This is a genomic window from Escherichia sp. MAL-1 (assembly GCF_052948035.1).
In genome coordinates this window covers 211,332-229,048 of sequence record NZ_CM129609.1, presented here as the reverse complement: position 1 = coordinate 229,048, position 17,717 = coordinate 211,332, and the positions used below count along the sequence as shown (strand labels likewise).

15 protein-coding genes and 3 pseudogenes are annotated in these 17,717 nt (G+C 45.9%); 7 read left to right on the top strand and 11 right to left on the bottom strand.

What is annotated here, in order from left to right; all coding sequences use genetic code 11:
- Positions 1-698 (bottom strand): IS1-like element IS1A family transposase gene (locus ACU8XX_RS01075; RefSeq protein ID WP_103215986.1). Its coding sequence is split into 2 segments (ribosomal slippage): positions 1-449 and positions 449-698, totalling 699 coding nucleotides; the frame shifts between segments, so codons are not numbered across the junction.
- A gap of 55 nt (positions 699-753) precedes the next feature.
- Between ACU8XX_RS01075 and ACU8XX_RS01070 the strand changes: the two are divergent.
- The 3 genes and pseudogenes from ACU8XX_RS01070 to ACU8XX_RS01060 all read left to right on the top strand — a co-directional run.
- Positions 754-1,318, top strand: a pseudogene (locus ACU8XX_RS01070) (hypothetical protein); the annotation flags it as partial.
- 354 nt (positions 1,319-1,672) lie between these two features.
- Positions 1,673-2,239 carry an outer membrane lipoprotein Slp gene (gene slp, locus ACU8XX_RS01065; RefSeq protein ID WP_001057453.1) on the top strand — a complete coding sequence of 189 codons (567 nt, stop codon included), beginning with the start codon at positions 1,673-1,675 and terminating at the stop codon, positions 2,237-2,239.
- A 155-nt stretch (positions 2,240-2,394) separates the two neighbouring features.
- Positions 2,395-2,925, top strand: a complete 531-nt coding sequence (locus ACU8XX_RS01060; protein ID WP_000478619.1) for a helix-turn-helix transcriptional regulator — start codon at positions 2,395-2,397, stop codon at positions 2,923-2,925.
- A 41-nt stretch (positions 2,926-2,966) separates the two neighbouring features.
- Here the strand turns inward: ACU8XX_RS01060 and ACU8XX_RS01055 are convergent, their stop codons facing one another.
- The 3 genes from ACU8XX_RS01055 to hdeA form a co-directional block, all read right to left on the bottom strand.
- Positions 2,967-3,614 carry an MgtC/SapB family protein gene (locus ACU8XX_RS01055; protein WP_001296814.1) on the bottom strand — a complete coding sequence of 216 codons (648 nt, stop codon included), beginning with the start codon at positions 3,612-3,614 and terminating at the stop codon, positions 2,967-2,969.
- 63 nt (positions 3,615-3,677) lie between these two features.
- Positions 3,678-4,004, bottom strand: a complete 327-nt coding sequence (gene hdeB, locus ACU8XX_RS01050; RefSeq protein WP_001298717.1) for an acid-activated periplasmic chaperone HdeB — start codon at positions 4,002-4,004, stop codon at positions 3,678-3,680.
- A gap of 115 nt (positions 4,005-4,119) precedes the next feature.
- Positions 4,120-4,452 (bottom strand): acid-activated periplasmic chaperone HdeA, encoded by a 333-nt coding sequence (gene hdeA / locus ACU8XX_RS01045; protein WP_000756550.1) that lies wholly within the window; start codon positions 4,450-4,452, stop codon positions 4,120-4,122.
- 254 nt (positions 4,453-4,706) lie between these two features.
- Here hdeA and hdeD point away from each other — a divergent pair, with 254 nt between their 5' ends.
- Both hdeD and gadE read left to right on the top strand, forming a co-directional pair.
- Entirely contained in the window at positions 4,707-5,279 is a 573-nt protein-coding gene (hdeD, locus tag ACU8XX_RS01040) for an acid-resistance protein HdeD (protein ID WP_000965672.1), read from the top strand.
- 798 nt (positions 5,280-6,077) lie between these two features.
- Complete coding sequence (gadE, locus tag ACU8XX_RS01035; RefSeq protein ID WP_000576690.1) at positions 6,078-6,605, top strand: acid resistance transcriptional activator GadE; 528 nt, start codon at positions 6,078-6,080, stop codon at positions 6,603-6,605.
- Here gadE and ACU8XX_RS01030 read toward each other — a convergent pair whose 3' ends face one another.
- Positions 6,606-6,884, bottom strand: coding sequence for a hypothetical protein (locus tag ACU8XX_RS01030; RefSeq protein WP_001205329.1), 279 nt, complete (start codon positions 6,882-6,884; stop codon positions 6,606-6,608).
- A 59-nt stretch (positions 6,885-6,943) separates the two neighbouring features.
- Here ACU8XX_RS01030 and mdtE point away from each other — a divergent pair, with 59 nt between their 5' ends.
- The gene (gene mdtE / locus ACU8XX_RS01025) at positions 6,944-8,101 is read left to right on the top strand and encodes a multidrug transporter subunit MdtE (RefSeq protein ID WP_016241688.1); all 1,158 of its coding nucleotides are present in this window, start codon (positions 6,944-6,946) and stop codon (positions 8,099-8,101) included.
- Between the two features lie 24 nt (positions 8,102-8,125).
- Positions 8,126-11,239 (top strand): multidrug efflux pump RND permease MdtF, encoded by a 3,114-nt coding sequence (gene mdtF / locus ACU8XX_RS01020; protein WP_000024872.1) that lies wholly within the window; start codon positions 8,126-8,128, stop codon positions 11,237-11,239.
- A 362-nt stretch (positions 11,240-11,601) separates the two neighbouring features.
- Here the strand turns inward: mdtF and gadW are convergent, their stop codons facing one another.
- From gadW to ccp, 6 genes and pseudogenes are all read right to left on the bottom strand, one after another.
- Positions 11,602-12,330, bottom strand: a complete 729-nt coding sequence (gene gadW / locus ACU8XX_RS01015) for an acid resistance transcriptional activator GadW (RefSeq protein ID WP_000149999.1) — start codon at positions 12,328-12,330, stop codon at positions 11,602-11,604.
- A 367-nt stretch (positions 12,331-12,697) separates the two neighbouring features.
- Positions 12,698-12,862: pseudogene (locus ACU8XX_RS01010) on the bottom strand (AraC family transcriptional regulator); the annotation flags it as partial.
- Positions 12,863-13,560 (bottom strand): IS1-like element IS1A family transposase gene (locus ACU8XX_RS01005; protein WP_103215986.1). Its coding sequence is split into 2 segments (ribosomal slippage): positions 12,863-13,311 and positions 13,311-13,560, totalling 699 coding nucleotides; the frame shifts between segments, so codons are not numbered across the junction. It lies immediately after the preceding pseudogene.
- A gap of 57 nt (positions 13,561-13,617) precedes the next feature.
- Positions 13,618-14,298, bottom strand: a pseudogene (gadX, locus tag ACU8XX_RS01000) (acid resistance transcriptional activator GadX); the annotation flags it as partial.
- Positions 14,299-14,667: 369 nt separating this feature from the next.
- Entirely contained in the window at positions 14,668-16,068 is a 1,401-nt protein-coding gene (locus tag ACU8XX_RS00995) for a glutamate decarboxylase (protein ID WP_000372240.1), read from the bottom strand.
- 210 nt (positions 16,069-16,278) lie between these two features.
- A complete protein-coding gene (gene ccp / locus ACU8XX_RS00990; protein WP_000784825.1) occupies positions 16,279-17,676 on the bottom strand; it encodes a cytochrome c peroxidase in 1,398 nt (465 codons plus the stop codon).
- Positions 17,677-17,717: the final 41 nt, after the last annotated feature.

Sequence of the window (17,717 nt, the reverse complement as noted above, 5' to 3'; positions counted from 1 at the left end):
TTATTGATAGTGTTTTATGTTCAGATAATGCCCGATGACTTTGTCATGCAGCTCCACCGATTTTGAGAACGACAGCGACTTCCGTCCCAGCCGTGCCAGGTGCTGCCTCAGATTCAGGTTATGCCGCTCAATTCGCTGCGTATATCGCTTGCTGATTACGTGCAGCTTTCCCTTCAGGCGGGATTCATACAGCGGCCAGCCATCCGTCATCCATATCACCACGTCAAAGGGTGACAGCAGGCTCATAAGACGCCCCAGCGTCGCCATAGTGCGTTCACCGAATACGTGCGCAACAACCGTCTTCCGGAGCCTGTCATACGCGTAAAACAGCCAGCGCTGGCGCGATTTAGCCCCGACATAGCCCCACTGTTCGTCCATTTCCGCGCAGACGATGACGTCACTGCCCGGCTGTATGCGCGAGGTTACCGACTGCGGCCTGAGTTTTTTAAGTGACGTAAAATCGTGTTGAGGCCAACGCCCATAATGCGGGCTGTTGCCCGGCATCCAACGCCATTCATGGCCATATCAATGATTTTCTGGTGCGTACCGGGTTGAGAAGCGGTGTAAGTGAACTGCAGTTGCCATGTTTTACGGCAGTGAGAGCAGAGATAGCGCTGATGTCCGGCGGTGCTTTTGCCGTTACGCACCACCCCGTCAGTAGCTGAACAGGAGGGACAGCTGATAGAAACAGAAGCCACTGGAGCACCTCAAAAACACCATCATACACTAAATCAGTAAGTTGGCAGCATCACCCAAAGCCTGTATCAAAAAATGACGAAGTTATATATTGAGCACAGTGAAAATAAAAACAGGATGAAAGTCTTTGCCGGAACCAACTTTATTGATTTCAATATGACAGGACAGAACCTGTCCGGGTTCGTTCTAACCTTGTCAAGGTTTTATTTCGAAGATCTACTTAATATAAATTTCACTGACGCAAATTTAGGTGACACTATTTTTTTACATAAAGAACACCCTACCCCCAAATTATATAAAGATGGACAATATCTTGACAAACAAATCGAAGGTTTATTTTCAACATTATTAACCATTAATGACAACCTTTTACGAGCAAAAGCGGAAATTGCTTCGACAATAATTAAATTTTTAGAGGCCAGGATAACCAATCTTTCATACAATGACATATTAAAATATCAGCAAGAATTCCAAAAACAATGTTATAAGCAAGTTAAAGCCTTTACGACACTCTCCCGATACAATAAAATTCAAACATGGGCAGAAATGTCTGAATATCAATTCGAAGTATTTCAATACGAGACGCTTAACCCAAAAAAAATGTCACACACACCTTATTTAAAGAGGCCACTGCCTAATGAAAAAGATATAAATTATGGGGTGGAAATAGAAATACCATCTGGTAAAAGAATTCGCTTATCAAATCATTACCAGAATATAATACCATAATATTGATTATTAGCACTTTATAATCATTGAATAAAAATAGATTTTATGTACTTTTAAAACAATGCACTATATTATGGGGTGATGGATATTCATGTCACGCCCCAAAATTAACTGAGTTCACCTAAACAGAAAGGATATAAACATCAGACAGGTTTACGTTACTATCAGGCATATCACCTCAGAATCAGATGAAAACTATAAAGAAATATCTATTATGGTTTTAATATTTGTTGATAAGGATAGTAACATGAACATGACAAAAGGTGCACTCATCCTCAGCCTTTCATTTTTGCTTGCCGCATGTAGTTCAATTCCGCAAAATATCAAAGGCAATAACCAACCTGATATTCAAAAAAGTTTTGTTGCTGTTCATAACCAGCCGGGGTTATATGTTGGTCAACAAGCGCGCTTTGGTGGGAAGGTTATCAACGTTATCAATGGCAAAACGGATACGTTGTTAGAAATCGCTGTATTACCGTTGGATAGCTATGCGAAGCCTGATATTGAAGCCAACTATCAGGGCCGACTGCTCGCCAGACAAAGCGGCTTCCTTGATCCAGTGAACTATCGTAATCACTTTGTTACCATCCTCGGCACCATTCAGGGTGAACAACCTGGCTTTATCAATAAAGTCCCGTATAACTTCCTGGAAGTGAATATGCAGGGCATCCAGGTGTGGCATTTGAGAGAAGTGGTTAATACCACCTATAACCTGTGGGATTACGGCTATGGTGCATTCTGGCCGGAACCGGGCTGGGGTGCGCCTTACTACACCAATGCGGTGAGTCAGGTAACACCTGAGCTGGTCAAATAACACCACCGAAAGATGCAGATGCTTTCTCAGCATCTGCATCATGCATTACATCAAATTAATACACAGTAAGCTAACTATTATTATTATAAGCCCTGTCCTGTTAATTACCTTTGGCAAACTGATTATAAAGTTAATGTCCGCACCAGGAGTCGGTTATGTTTCTTATAATTACCAGGGATACGATGTTCTTCACCGCGATGAAAAACATTCTGAGTAAAGGTAATGTCGTTCATATACAGAACGAAGAAGAGATCGACGTAATGTTGCATCAGAATGCCTTCGTCATTATTGATACATTAATGAATAATGTATTTCATTCTAATTTTCTCACTCAAATTGAACGATTAAAACCTGTCCATGTCATTATTTTCTCCCCCTTTAATATTAAACGCTGCCTGGGGAAAGTGCCGGTGACCTTTGTTCCGCGGACTATCACTATCATTGATTTTGTCGCACTCATCAATGGCAGTTACTGCTCTGTGCCTGAAGCGGCTGTGTCACTTTCGCGCAAGCAACATCAGGTTCTGAGCTGCATTGCGAATCAAATGACAACGGAAGATATTCTGGAGAAACTGAAAATATCGCTAAAAACGTTCTACTGCCATAAACACAATATCATGATGATCCTCAATCTTAAGCGGATCAATGAGCTGGTACGCCATCAGCATATTGATTATCTGGTGTGAATTTCAGGTTTACGGTGAGTCTGGCTACGCTGCCACACAGATTAGCTAATTGAAACGCCTTTCACCCCTGCCATACCTTTTAATAATCGCAACAGGTCTTCTATCGACGTTGTGGCATGAAGCTGGATATCAATGGCGACCACTTCATGATCTTCATTTTCCTGCAACGAAACTAAATCAGTTTTTATTTTTTGCTGCTTAAACCAGTCGAGCATTGATACCGTATTACCGTTCACTAATGTCAGCTGTAAATGGTAATTTTTGTTCATCAGGCGGAAGGTTAATTGATGGAAGACTTCCAGCACCAACAAGGTCATCACTGAACCATAAATACCCAGTTCGTACATACCGCTGCCAATAACCATACCTATGGCGGCGGTCACCCAGATATCCGCTGCCGTCGTCAGACCTACAATATTTTGGTTACGAACGAGAATGTTACCTGCACCGATAAACCCGACGCCCGTCACCACCTGAGCAGCAATACGGCTGGGGTCGAGTCCGACGTGATCTAAAGACAGCACATCAGCAAAACCATATTTCGAAACAATCATAAACAGGGCGCTTCCCATGCCAATTAATACATGTGTGCGTAACCCTGCTCCTTTGCCGCGCATTTGCCTTTCCATGCCAATAGCGCCACAGGCAATTGCCGCGAGTATAAGACGTATAATAAATTCTGCTGTCATATAAAAATGCAAAAAGGAGCAGCAAGATGGCTCAACTTGCTACTCCTTTTTACTTGTACCTCATTAATTCGGCAAGTCATTAGATGCTTGATTTTTGAAGGTATACAAATTTTTCTGCGGGTTTTTCTTACAGTATTCGATCACTTTAGGAATTTGAGTGAGATCGGTTTCATTTAAAGTAACGGTATCGCCACCTTTATATACTGTTTCTTCATGCAGCATCCACCATGCAACCGGGGTCATTGCTTTTGGATTCAGATCAATAAATTCCTGGCAGGTCATATCTTTAGCGGATTCATTGGCTGCCAGCGCAGATTGTGCGTTCACCAGTGACAAAGCCGCTACAGCGCCCATAAAAATAAACGCTTTACGGAGAGATGAAATATTCATTTTGTAACCCATTCAATATAGAGATTATATATGAACAGGAGGAATAGCTGCTTTTAAAGAAGATATTCCGGCCTGTTCAATATGCAAGGAAGTACGATGTAACGCATTCCCGGAATTACATATCTTTCTTAATTTTGTCCCATTCGCCTTTAACTTTATCTTTAAAGTTGGCTTGTTTATCCTGAGTACAAGCCTGAACGATAGCTGGGGTTACGGTTGCAATACCCTGAACATCTAAAACCGCATCTTCTGGTTTATCTTTGTTGTTCAGCGCTTCAGCAAAACCAACTGCAGTTGGCTGGAAGGATTCGTCCACAGCCAGGAAATCTTCACAGGTCCAGGAGTTGACCGGTTTTTTGTTATCAGCTGCTTTTTGCGCATCCGCTGCATTGCTCACAACTGGCAGAAGAAGCAGACCACCAAGAATAACGCCTAATACTTTTTTCATCGTAATATCCTCAACTATAAAGTGAAAGAGCCGTCACGAATCAATTTCGACACTGAGGTTATAACCTGGTTTTCTGTATATGTCATGTTGATGGAAAATATCAAAATCAGATATTTTTATTTCAATACAATGAGTTACAGATGCATCAGATACTGCAATTAGGAAATTTTTATTAAATCGACTGCATTCTTAGACGCGTTTTTGGCATAGATTGATAGCAGGGGATTTTCTTCTTAATTTTATAGGGTGGTTCTATGTTATATATAGATAAGGCAACAATTTTGAAGTTTGATCTGGAGATGCTTAAAAAACATCGCAGAGCAATCCAGTTTATTGCCGTGCTGCTGTTTATCGTCGGGTTGCTGTGTATCAGTTTCCCGTTCGTCTCTGGCGATATTTTAAGCACAGTAGTGGGTGCATTATTAATCTGCTCGGGTATTGCGCTTATTGTCGGGTTATTCAGCAACCGCAGTCATAATTTCTGGCCGGTATTATCCGGTTTCCTCGTCGCAGTCGCCTATTTATTGATCGGCTATTTCTTCATCCGCGCACCGGAGCTGGGCATTTTTGCCATTGCGGCATTTATTGCCGGTTTGTTCTGTGTTGCAGGGGTTATTCGCCTGATGAGTTGGTATCGTCAGCGTTCAATGAAAGGCAGCTGGCTACAGCTCGTTATTGGTGTGCTGGATATCGTCATTGCCTGGATATTCCTTGGTGCAACGCCGATGGTGTCTGTAACGCTGGTTTCCACACTGGTGGGAATTGAACTGATATTTAGCGCCGCCAGCCTGTTCAGCTTCGCCAGTTTGTTCGTTAAGCAGCAATAATTACCCCGGTTGTCACCCGGATCATAGTCACTTTATGTGACTATGATCCGATTAATACTCTCTCCGCTACGCAGTGTTGTAGATCAATTGCGCACTATCATTGAAATAATAACCTGCTAGTGATTATTTCAACCTACTGAATTTCATCTAATTTTTTTCACTCCATGGCAAATTAGCCATTTCAAACATTATCATGGCTGATATTTTCCGTAGTCAGGTTTAATGTTTTAAAAGTGCTGTGGGAAAGTGAACAAAGAGTTCCGTAAGCGTTGATGCTATGGGCGGTTAAATAAGTAATCCGGGTTCATTTTTTTGCAACTGGCGTTGATTACATTGCATAAATATCCGTGTCTCCAGACGCTATATAAAAACCTGAAGACATGAATGCGTTATTTACTCAGGTAATTTCAATGCGTTAAAAGAAAGCTGGCAATCCAATTGCCAGCTTAAGTCGAAACAAGGAGACTCGATATTTAAATCGGATTACATTTTAACTTTAGTAATATTCTTCAGAGATCACAAACTGGTTATTGATAACTTATTCTTGGGCAGTAATCCGCAAACGTTAACTTTTTGTTTGCTATTTACAAGCTGATAACAACCAGGAATCTTACTTAGGATCAATATATGGAGTGCGTGATGGATAAATCTGAAGTATTGATTAGTGTTAATAGACGTATTAGTTCACGAAGGGTAAAGTTCTTATAGGCGTTTACTATATTGAACAACGATTCGGACAAGGATGTAAATAATGAAAAGGATGACATGTTCGAAACGATAACGGCTAAGGAGCAAGTTATGATTTTTCTCATGACGAAAGATTCTTTTCTTTTACAGGGCTTTTGGCAGTTGAAAGATAATCACGAAATGATAAAAATCAATTCCCTGTCAGAGATCAAAAAAGTAGGCAATAAACCCTTCAAGGTTATCATTGATACCTATCACAATCATATCCTTGATGAAGAAGCGATTAAATTTCTGGAGAAATTAGATGCCGAGAGAATTATTGTTTTGGCACCTTATCACATCAGTAAACTAAAAGCTAAAGCGCCTATTTATTTTGTTAGCCGCAAAGAAAGTATCAAAAATCTTCTTGAGATTACTTATGGTAAACACTTGCCCCATAAGAATTCACAATTATGTTTTTCACATAATCAGTTTAAAATTATGCAACTGATTCTGAAAAATAAAAATGAAAGCAATATCACGTCGACGCTCAATATTTCGCAACAAACATTAAAGATTCAGAAATTCAACATTATGTACAAGCTGAAACTAAGACGTATGAGCGACATCGTCACCCTGGGTATCACATCTTATTTTTAGTCAGGACATAAGCAACTGAAATTGATGGCTGGCATGACGAGGGATGCAGATGCTGATTTCATTACCCCCGGTGATTACTAAAGGAGAGGCTAAAACGACTTTATTCCCCTGGTATGTGTATCCACCAGTAGAACCCTTCGTTGCCCGAATGCTGGCAGGAACTGTTGGCAGAACGGCAACATTTTTTTTGTCGTTGACCTCACCATGTCGATCACTGTGCCTGTATCCCACCTTACTGGCTGACAACCCCACTATGCCGCTGGTCTGTAAATCCCTCATATCTCTCCTCGCGCGCAATTTAAAGAACCGTTATTTCTCAAGAATTTTCAGGGACTAAAATGAACAGAAGAAGAAAGCTGTTAATACCGTTGTTATTCTACGGCGCGATGCTCACCGCCTGCGATGACAAATCGGCGGAAAACGCCGCCGCCATGACGCCTGAGGTCGGTGTCGTCACACTCTCCCCCGGTTCGGTCAATGTGTTGAGCGAATTGCCCGGTAGAACCGTTCCTTATGAAGTTGCCGAGATACGTCCCCAGGTGGGCGGTATTATCATTAAACGCAACTTTATCGAAGGCGATAAAGTGAACCAGGGCGATTCGCTGTATCAGATTGATCCTGCACCTTTACAGGCCGAGCTAAACTCCGCCAAAGGCTCGCTGGCGAAAGCGCTCTCTACCGCCAGCAATGCCCGCATCACCTTTAACCGCCAGGCATCGTTGCTGAAGACCAACTACGTTAGCCGTCAGGATTACGACACCGCGCGCACCCAGTTGAATGAAGCAGAAGCCAATGTCACCGTCGCCAAAGCGGCTGTTGAACAGGCGACGATCAATCTGCAATACGCGAATGTCACCTCGCCGATTACGGGCGTCAGCGGGAAATCGTCGGTGACCGTCGGCGCACTCGTTACCGCTAATCAGGCAGATTCGCTGGTTACCGTACAACGTCTGGACCCGATTTATGTCGATCTCACGCAGTCGGTGCAAGATTTCTTACGCATGAAAGAAGAGGTCGCCAGTGGGCAAATCAAACAGGTTCAGGGCAGTACGCCAGTACAGCTCAATCTGGAAAATGGTAAACGCTACAGCCAGACCGGCACGCTGAAATTCTCCGACCCGACAGTGGATGAAACCACGGGCTCCGTGACGTTACGGGCGATTTTCCCCAACCCAAATGGTGACTTGCTGCCTGGCATGTACGTCACGGCATTAGTGGATGAAGGTAGCCGCCAGAATGTATTACTGGTGCCGCAGGAAGGCGTCACCCACAACGCCCAGGGTAAAGCAACGGCGCTCATTCTGGATAAAGACGATGTCGTGCAGCTACGCGAAATTGAAGCCAGCAAAGCCATCGGCGACCAGTGGGTCGTCACCTCTGGCTTGCAGGCTGGCGATCGGGTGATCGTTTCCGGTTTGCAACGCATTCGTCCGGGTATCAAAGCACGAGCAATTTCCTCCAGCCAGGAAAACGCCAGCACCGAATCGAAACAATAACGTTGCAGGCTTAAGGGGACTTTCATGGCTAACTATTTTATTGATCGCCCGGTTTTTGCCTGGGTACTTGCCATTATTATGATGCTTGCAGGTGGTCTGGCGATCATGAACTTACCGGTTGCGCAGTATCCGCAGATTGCGCCACCGACCATTACCGTCAGCGCTACCTATCCAGGTGCCGATGCGCAAACGGTAGAAGACTCGGTCACTCAGGTGATTGAGCAAAATATGAATGGGCTTGATGGCCTGATGTACATGTCTTCAACCAGTGATGCGGCGGGCAATGCCTCTATCACTCTGACCTTCGAGACTGGGACATCTCCTGATATCGCACAGGTTCAAGTGCAAAATAAACTGCAACTCGCTATGCCTTCATTACCTGAAGCAGTGCAGCAGCAGGGGATTAGCGTCGATAAGTCGAGCAGTAATATCCTGATGGTAGCGGCGTTTATTTCTGATAACGGCAGCCTCAACCAGTACGATATCGCGGACTATGTAGCGTCTAATATCAAAGACCCGCTAAGCCGTACCGCGGGCGTTGGTAGCGTACAACTCTTTGGTTCCGAGTATGCCATGCGTATCTGGCTGGACCCGCAAAAACTCAATAAATATAACCTGGTACCTTCCGATGTTATTTCCCAGATTAAGGTGCAAAACAACCAGATTTCCGGTGGTCAACTGGGTGGCATGCCACAGGCGGCAGACCAGCAGCTAAACGCCTCGATCATTGTGCAGACGCGTCTGCAAACGCCGGAAGAATTTGGCAAAATCCTGTTGAAAGTTCAGCAAGATGGTTCGCAAGTGCTGCTGCGTGATGTCGCTCGCGTCGAACTTGGGGCGGAAGATTATTCCACCGTGGCGCGCTATAACGGCAAACCTGCTGCCGGGATCGCCATCAAACTGGCTGCCGGAGCAAACGCCCTGGATACCTCGCGGGCAGTCAAAGAGGAACTGAACCGCTTATCAGCCTATTTCCCGGCAAGTCTGAAGACGGTTTATCCTTACGACACCACGCCGTTTATCGAAATTTCTATTCAGGAAGTTTTCAAAACACTGGTTGAGGCTATCATCCTAGTCTTCCTGGTCATGTATCTGTTTTTGCAGAATTTCCGTGCCACAATCATCCCGACGATTGCCGTACCGGTGGTTATTCTCGGGACGTTTGCGATCTTGTCGGCGGTCGGTTTCACCATCAACACGTTGACTATGTTCGGGATGGTGCTGGCGATAGGGTTACTGGTGGATGACGCCATCGTGGTGGTGGAGAACGTCGAGCGTGTCATTGCGGAAGATAAGCTACCGCCGAAGGAAGCGACGCATAAATCGATGGGGCAGATCCAACGTGCGCTGGTCGGTATTGCCGTTGTTCTTTCCGCAGTGTTTATGCCGATGGCCTTTATGAGCGGTGCAACCGGGGAGATCTACCGCCAGTTCTCCATCACGCTGATCTCCTCCATGCTGCTTTCAGTATTTGTGGCAATGAGCCTGACCCCTGCCCTGTGCGCCACCATTCTGAAAGCCGCGCCGGAAGGCGGTCACAAACCTAACGCCCTGTTCGCACGCTTCAACACGCTGTTTGAAAAATCAACTCAACACTATACCGATAGCACCCGCTCGCTGTTGCGTTGTACCGGTCGTTACATGGTGGTCTACCTGCTGATTTGCGCCGGGATGGCGGTGCTGTTCCTGCGCACGCCGACCTCTTTCTTACCAGAAGAGGATCAGGGGGTATTTATGACCACCGCGCAGTTACCTTCCGGTGCCACCATGGTTAACACCACGAAAGTGCTGCAACAGGTGACGGATTATTATCTGACTAAAGAGAAAGATAATGTCCAGTCGGTGTTTACCGTTGGCGGCTTTGGCTTCAGCGGTCAGGGGCAAAACAACGGCCTGGCGTTTATCAGTCTCAAGCCGTGGTCTGAACGTGTCGGTGAGGAAAACTCGGTTACCGCGATCATTCAGCGGGCAATGATTGCGTTAAGCAGTATCAATAAAGCCGTCGTCTTCCCGTTCAACTTACCCGCGGTGGCTGAACTGGGTACCGCGTCAGGTTTTGATATGGAACTGCTGGACAACGGTAACCTGGGGCACGAAAAACTAACCCAGGCGCGAAACGAGCTGTTATCACTGGCAGCGCAATCACCGAATCAGGTCACCGGGGTACGCCCGAACGGCCTGGAAGATACGCCGATGTTCAAAGTGAACGTCAACGCTGCGAAAGCTGAAGCGATGGGCGTGGCGCTGTCTGATATCAACCAGACAATTTCCACCGCCTTCGGCAGCAGCTACGTGAACGACTTCCTCAACCAGGGGCGGGTGAAAAAAGTGTATGTCCAGGCAGGCACGCCGTTCCGTATGTTGCCGGATAACATCAACCAATGGTATGTACGCAACGCCTCTGGCACGATGGCACCGCTTTCTGCCTACTCGTCTACCGAATGGACCTATGGTTCACCGCGACTGGAACGCTACAACGGCATCCCGTCAATGGAGATTTTAGGTGAAGCGGCGGCCGGGAAAAGTACCGGTGACGCCATGAAATTTATGGCAGACCTGGTCGCTAAACTTCCGGCAGGCGTCGGCTACTCATGGACCGGACTATCGTATCAGGAAGCGTTATCCTCAAATCAGGCTCCTGCGCTGTATGCGATTTCACTGGTCGTGGTGTTCCTCGCCCTCGCCGCACTCTATGAGAGCTGGTCAATTCCGTTCTCGGTGATGTTGGTTGTTCCGTTAGGCGTCGTTGGCGCATTACTGGCCACCGATCTGCGCGGCTTAAGTAATGACGTCTACTTCCAGGTTGGTTTGCTGACCACCATCGGGCTTTCCGCCAAAAACGCCATCCTGATTGTCGAATTTGCCGTTGAGATGATGCAGAAAGAAGGGAAAACGCCGATAGAGGCAATCATCGAAGCGGCGCGGATGCGTTTACGCCCAATCCTGATGACCTCTCTGGCCTTTATTCTCGGCGTGCTGCCGCTGGTTATCAGTCATGGTGCCGGTTCTGGCGCGCAAAACGCGGTAGGTACCGGCGTGATGGGCGGGATGTTTGCCGCAACAGTGCTGGCAATTTACTTCGTTCCGGTCTTTTTCGTTGTAGTGGAACATCTCTTTGCCCGCTTTAAAAAAGCGTAACGTGTAAATGAGAGTAAGGTTGAACGTGAAGGTTCAGCCTTACTCTTTCCTGCTAACCATTCACCACTCAACAACCAGCTAACCGTCAGGAATACCAGGCTTAGTACACAGCACTGAAAGTAGAAACCACTCCAGCCATTCGTCATCAATTTGAACAACACAATACTGACCCACATTCCCGTAATCGTATGAATTGTCAGCTTAATAATCCCAAACATGCCGAGTCTTTTCCTCCTGAAAATACCGATACCGCCTGGCAAACTGCGAAAGAGAACTAGCCGGTAGCCCGGCAGAAATCATCAGGGAAGAGTTTCACATGAAGCAGGTGTGAGATCCTGACCAATATTCAAATGCGAAATATGTCAGGAAAAGGTACCTGGCGAATGTTGCGCAAACTGATGTGGCGTTACACCATAATATTGTCGAAATGTGTTTATAAAGTACGATGTACTGCTATAGCCACATTTTTCCGCAATAGTATGCAGAGGAATTTGACGTAACTCGAGTAATCGTCTGGCCATCGACATCCTGGAGGCGAGTAATATTTTACTGAAACAGGTATTTTCATCCTGCAACTTTTTTTTGATTAGACTCTCGCTGGTATACATTCTTTCCGCGATATCGCGCAGATACCAACGTTTGGCGATATCAAAGCTAATAAGGCGTTCAACTTTTCCTGAAACAGTGCTGATGCTATTGAAAAGTAAGGGGATCAGTTCTTTCTTATGAGAAAACATCGATAAACAGGAAAGGTAGAGCATATTGCTCAGTATCGGTGAATTTACCCCGGATTCATTGAAGCTATCAAAAATCGCCGTCACCAGCGGCATGGGGGGTGACTGGTTAATTAACAAACGGTCTTTGCTGTGTAACCCTAAATTGCGTGGTAGCTGACGAATATTTTGTAAGTAATGGCAAACTGTCAGCTCATCGATATCCAGTCGTCGCGTATCCGGTGAACAAAACGCAAAATCGTCTGCCAAATTTTTCTCCAGCAGCAGAATACTCTCGTTATGCAGCGATATTTTTTGCTGTTCATGATAAATATCGAATGAACGACGAATGAGGATCACCGAGCAGACATGAGTCATGATTATCCCTTATATTTCATACTGCGATTATTTCAATTTCAGTATACTAATGAAATGATGCCAGACTGTTTCTTAGCGCAAAAACTGCCAGATTTGGTAGGACCAAAATTTATCCACAAAGTAGTTTTGCATAACAGTTAATTGATAATAAGTAAATGCAGCACGAATATATTTTCGCACAGCGTATAGCTTATGTTTATAAAAAAATGGCTGATCTTATTTCCAGTAAAAGTTATATTTAACTTACTGAGAGCACAAAGTTTCCCGTGCCAACAGGGAGTGTTATAACGGTTTATTAGTCTGGAGACGGCAGACTATCCTCTTCCCGGTCCCCTATGCCGGGTTTTTTTTATGTCTGAGTAAAACTCTATAATCTTATTCCTTCCGCAGAACGGTCAGTGCCGTAAAAATTCCCTTGCGCAACAATACTTGCCGCCGAGTCACGGTTCGACAATCCCTGCGCCGATCGCTCCTGATACTCTGTGGGCGTCATCCCATAATAATTTCGAAAGACGTAGGTAATGACTCCAACTTATTGATAGTGTTTTATGTTCAGATAATGCCCGATGACTTTGTCATGCAGCTCCACCGATTTTGAGAACGACAGCGACTTCCGTCCCAGCCGTGCCAGGTGCTGCCTCAGATTCAGGTTATGCCGCTCAATTCGCTGCGTATATCGCTTGCTGATTACGTGCAGCTTTCCCTTCAGGCGGGATTCATACAGCGGCCAGCCATCCGTCATCCATATCACCACGTCAAAGGGTGACAGCAGGCTCATAAGACGCCCCAGCGTCGCCATAGTGCGTTCACCGAATACGTGCGCAACAACCGTCTTCCGGAGCCTGTCATACGCGTAAAACAGCCAGCGCTGGCGCGATTTAGCCCCGACATAGCCCCACTGTTCGTCCATTTCCGCGCAGACGATGACGTCACTGCCCGGCTGTATGCGCGAGGTTACCGACTGCGGCCTGAGTTTTTTAAGTGACGTAAAATCGTGTTGAGGCCAACGCCCATAATGCGGGCTGTTGCCCGGCATCCAACGCCATTCATGGCCATATCAATGATTTTCTGGTGCGTACCGGGTTGAGAAGCGGTGTAAGTGAACTGCAGTTGCCATGTTTTACGGCAGTGAGAGCAGAGATAGCGCTGATGTCCGGCGGTGCTTTTGCCGTTACGCACCACCCCGTCAGTAGCTGAACAGGAGGGACAGCTGATAGAAACAGAAGCCACTGGAGCACCTCAAAAACACCATCATACACTAAATCAGTAAGTTGGCAGCATCACCAAGACGTAAATGAAATACGACACGCTGTGATATCCACAGGATACTGCAACTCGCTTAATTGAAAAACCATGTATAACAATAAGTTGCAAAGCACGTTGCATTCTACACTCAGTAAGCAACTGTGAATATGATGTCTCTTCTTCGCGCAATTTTTTCTTTAACAGACTTGGACTCATCAACAGCTCGCTGGCGATTCGGGCTAGTGTCCACTCATGGGCGATATTATTATTGATAACCGTACAAACTCGTGTTCGCATGTTCGGTTGTAAAACGTTCAGAAGCAGCGGTATAAAGTGCTCATCCTCAAGAAAAACAGATAACAACGCAAAGATTAATGCTCTTTTACGTAGCATTTCTGCATAGCGAAGATTCTTATTCTGCGATAGTTGCGCAACTTCCTGAAAAACAGGAATATCTCTACTACAGTGATGAACGAGTAATGAAGAAACTTTTTTATGTGCATGAAGATTTAATGCCTCCTCCTTGAGCATCGGGAGAAATAATGAAAGCGTGTCCCTTGACACGAATACAAAATTTTCAACACACTTATCTACTCGAATTTGGCTTGCATCCGCAAAAACCAGGTCACCGCCATTAAAATAGCGATATTCACCATTAACCATGGTGAGAATATATTTATGTCTTGCATACGCAATTAGACAATTCCCATGTAGTGATTGCATAGTTGACTTAATATTACATAAACATATTACTGTTTATTAATGTAGCACGCCGCCCTCTTAAGTCAAATTGATTGATAAATAAATTTAAACGAAGCGGGAGAACAGGATGATAATGTGTGATGTTCTACGGGCAGGATGACTGGATTTATAATACAAAAACGTGTTTAAGAACGCAGGGAAATTAATAGTAAGCAAATAATCCCTTTTCGTGACATTAAAGGTAATCGCTACATTTAATAAACATTCATATAACATATATCTTATCAACACGATGAATAGACAGCCAATATATTATTGCGATTAATAAGCAACCGAATGCCCAGCTGTTTTTTTAAAGGCTGGGCATTCGGTTTTTACAACGTTATGTTATCAGGTGTGTTTAAAGCTGTTCTGCTGGGCAATACCCTGCAGTTTCGGGTGATCGCTGAGATATTTCAGGGAGGCTTTGTAGTCTTCCAGCAACAGTTCAGCAAAGTCCATTTCGAAGCCGCGACGACACATAATGCGCATCACCACGATGTCGGTGGCTTCACCGCCGAGAGTGAAGGCCGGAACCTGCCAGCCGCGCAGACGCAGACGTTCAGAGAGGTCGTACAGGGTGTATCCCGGATCTTCACCATCTTTCAGTTTGAAGCAAACCGCCGGGATGCCTTCGTCCGGGCGACCCGTACAGATGAACTCATACGGCCCCAGTTTGGCGATTTCATCCGCCAGATAAGCGGCAACCTGGTAAGAGGCGTTCTGTACTTTGGTATAGCCTTCACGACCGAGGCGCAGGAATTCATAGTACTGTGCAATTACCTGACCCGCCGGGCGGGAGAAGTTGATGGCAAAAGTACCAATTTGACCACCCAGGTAGTCAACGTTGAACACCAGTTCCTGCGGCAGCGCTTCTTCGTCACGCCAGATAACCCAGCCGCAGCCCAGCGGAGCCAGACCGAATTTATGGCCTGAAGCACTGATCGATTTCACACGCGGCAGGCGGAAGTCCCAGACGATATCCGGGGCGACGAACGGTGCCAGGAAGCCACCGCTGGCAGCGTCGATGTGCATGTCGATGTCGATACCGGTGTCGGCCTGGAATTTATCCAGCGCATCGTGCAGCGGTTGTGGGAACTCATAGTTACCGGTGTAGGTCACGCCGAAAGTCGGCACCACGCCGATGGTGTTTTCGTCACAGGCTTCAATCATGCGTTTCGGGTCCATAAACAACTGACCGGGGCGCATAGGGATCTCACGCAGCTCCACATCCCAGTAGCGGGCGAATTTATGCCAGCAGATTTGTACCGGACCGCACACCAGGTTTGGTTTATCCGTTGGTTTGCCTGCAGCTTCCATACGCTTGCGCCAACGCCATTTCATCGCCATCCCGCCGAGCATACAGGCCTCGGAAGAACCAATGGTGTTGGTGCCAACGGCCTGACCATTTTTCGGCGCAGGCGCATGCCACAGATCGGCAACCATATTTACGCAACGCAGGTCGATGGCTGCGGATTGCGGATATTCTTCTTTGTCGATCCAGTTTTTATTGATCGACAAATCCATCAATTTATGGACGTTTTCGTCGTCCCAGGTCTGGCAGAAAGTGGCCAGGTTCTGACGAGCGTTGCCATCAAGATATAATTCATCATTGATAATCTGGAATGCGACATCATCGCGCATTTCGTGCAGCGGAAATCGTTTTGACTCCGCGATAGTAGAAATGGCCTTTGCGCCAAAACGTGAATCGAGTAGTTCTGAGCGGAAATCCGTTAACAGCTTCTGGTCCATTTCGAACTCCTTAAATTTATTTGAAGGCAATAAAAAAGTAGGATTTATCCGCAATGGAAGCAAGGCATTACAGGCTTAATTTAAATAACAAAATCCTAAGCAGAAAAACGACTTTTTATAATATAAACATTTAACATGATAATATTAAAAACAGACTTTATTATCGTAATAAAAATCGCCCAAACATTCCTGTTCGGGCGATCAAATTAATTATTGTTTATCCTGCATATACGGCGTGTACACCCCGTTCAGACTGTGCAGGAAAGCTACGATATCATCCACATCCTCCTGCGGCAGCTCTTTGCCTACCTGATAGCGCAGCATCAGTTTCACCGCCCCGTCCAGCGTCGGCACGTCACCGCGATGGAAGTACGGTGCCGTTAAAGCAACGTTACGTAAACCGGGTACTTTCTGACGCAATTTATCACGCTCTTCTTTAGTCACATTCATACGACCAATATCCGCCGCCGTAATTTCCCCAAAGTTAAAGTCTTTTTTCAGCCCCAACGGTTCAAAGGAACGTCCACCGAGAATAATACCACCATGACAAGTTGCACATTTATTATCTTTAAATAATTGATAGCCTTTTTTCTGTTGCGCCGTCAGCGCATTTTCATCTCCACGCAACCATTTATCAAATGGGGAATCCGGCGTAATTAATGTTTTCTCAAATTCAGCAATGGCATCAGTAATATTTTCGCCACTGAAACCTTGCGGATAGACGCCGAGGAACTGCGCTTTAAGCTGCGGATCTTTTTCCAGCTTAGCAATAATTTCGTCCCAGGATTTCGACGCCATTTCAATCGGGTTCAACGGCGGTCCACCAGCCTGATCCTGCAATGTTGCCGCACGACCATCCCAGAACTGCTCAACGTTAAATACTGAGTTAAATACCGTCGGCGCGTTAATCGGCCCAACTGCGCCACCAACACCAATCGATGTTTTTCTGCCATCGACGCCCCCCGCATTCAACGCATGGCAATGAGCGCATGAAATGGTGCTATCAGCCGATAAACGGGGATCGTGATACAGCGCAAAGCCCAACGCCACTTTTTGCGCATCGGTAGGCAGTTTTTGCGGGATGGGCTGCACCGGTTCATTGCGATGCTCCGGAGCAGTATCATTGCTGGCGTAATATTCCGCGCGCTGTTTTGCAATCCAGGCCAGTATTTCCGCCCGCTCTTCATCACTCACCTTACCCGCCCAGTGTAGCGCGGTATAACGCGTTGGTGGCATAGTTTCATACTGCATCACCCATTCAATCTTATTCAGATCGCTTTGCGAAACGGGTTTATCAGCCAGCAGTGCCGCACGCACGGCCTCGAGGTTAAAAGATTTATATCCAAGCTTAATGTCGTAATCCATCAACTGTTTCGCGCCAGGAATATAATAATAGGCGGGTAATTCTGCCGAAGGCGTGTGGCAATAGTCGCATCCTTTTTCGCGGAGAAAGCCTAAAACCTTATTATTTTCACTGACAGCAGATGCCTGAACATCGGCCTGTTTACTGCGTTTATTATCGTGGTACCACACATAACCAGATAACCCTAAATAGCAAATCGCGACGCCAGCCAGGCCGATCGCGGTAATACGTGAGACCATTTTCATTATTCTTCCCTCACGGTGGTGAGTTATTGTGACCCAGAAAA

Excerpts from the sequence above, each read along its gene's own strand:
- mdtE (WP_016241688.1), top strand. The coding sequence starts at position 6,944 with ATGAACAGAAGAAGAAAGCTGTTAATACCGTTGTTATTCTACGGCGCG.
- hdeA (WP_000756550.1), bottom strand. The coding sequence starts at position 4,452 with ATGAAAAAAGTATTAGGCGTTATTCTTGGTGGTCTGCTTCTTCTGCCA.
- ccp (WP_000784825.1), bottom strand. The coding sequence starts at position 17,676 with ATGAAAATGGTCTCACGTATTACCGCGATCGGCCTGGCTGGCGTCGCG.
- hdeB (WP_001298717.1), bottom strand. The coding sequence starts at position 4,004 with ATGAATATTTCATCTCTCCGTAAAGCGTTTATTTTTATGGGCGCTGTA.
- ACU8XX_RS01060 (WP_000478619.1), top strand. The coding sequence starts at position 2,395 with ATGTTTCTTATAATTACCAGGGATACGATGTTCTTCACCGCGATGAAA.
- mdtF (WP_000024872.1), top strand. The coding sequence starts at position 8,126 with ATGGCTAACTATTTTATTGATCGCCCGGTTTTTGCCTGGGTACTTGCC.
- gadW (WP_000149999.1), bottom strand. The coding sequence starts at position 12,330 with ATGACTCATGTCTGCTCGGTGATCCTCATTCGTCGTTCATTCGATATT.
- hdeD (WP_000965672.1), top strand. The coding sequence starts at position 4,707 with ATGTTATATATAGATAAGGCAACAATTTTGAAGTTTGATCTGGAGATG.
- ACU8XX_RS00995 (WP_000372240.1), bottom strand. The coding sequence starts at position 16,068 with ATGGACCAGAAGCTGTTAACGGATTTCCGCTCAGAACTACTCGATTCA.
- slp (WP_001057453.1), top strand. The coding sequence starts at position 1,673 with ATGAACATGACAAAAGGTGCACTCATCCTCAGCCTTTCATTTTTGCTT.
- ACU8XX_RS01030 (WP_001205329.1), bottom strand. The coding sequence starts at position 6,884 with ATGAGGGATTTACAGACCAGCGGCATAGTGGGGTTGTCAGCCAGTAAG.
- gadE (WP_000576690.1), top strand. The coding sequence starts at position 6,078 with ATGATTTTTCTCATGACGAAAGATTCTTTTCTTTTACAGGGCTTTTGG.
- ACU8XX_RS01055 (WP_001296814.1), bottom strand. The coding sequence starts at position 3,614 with ATGACAGCAGAATTTATTATACGTCTTATACTCGCGGCAATTGCCTGT.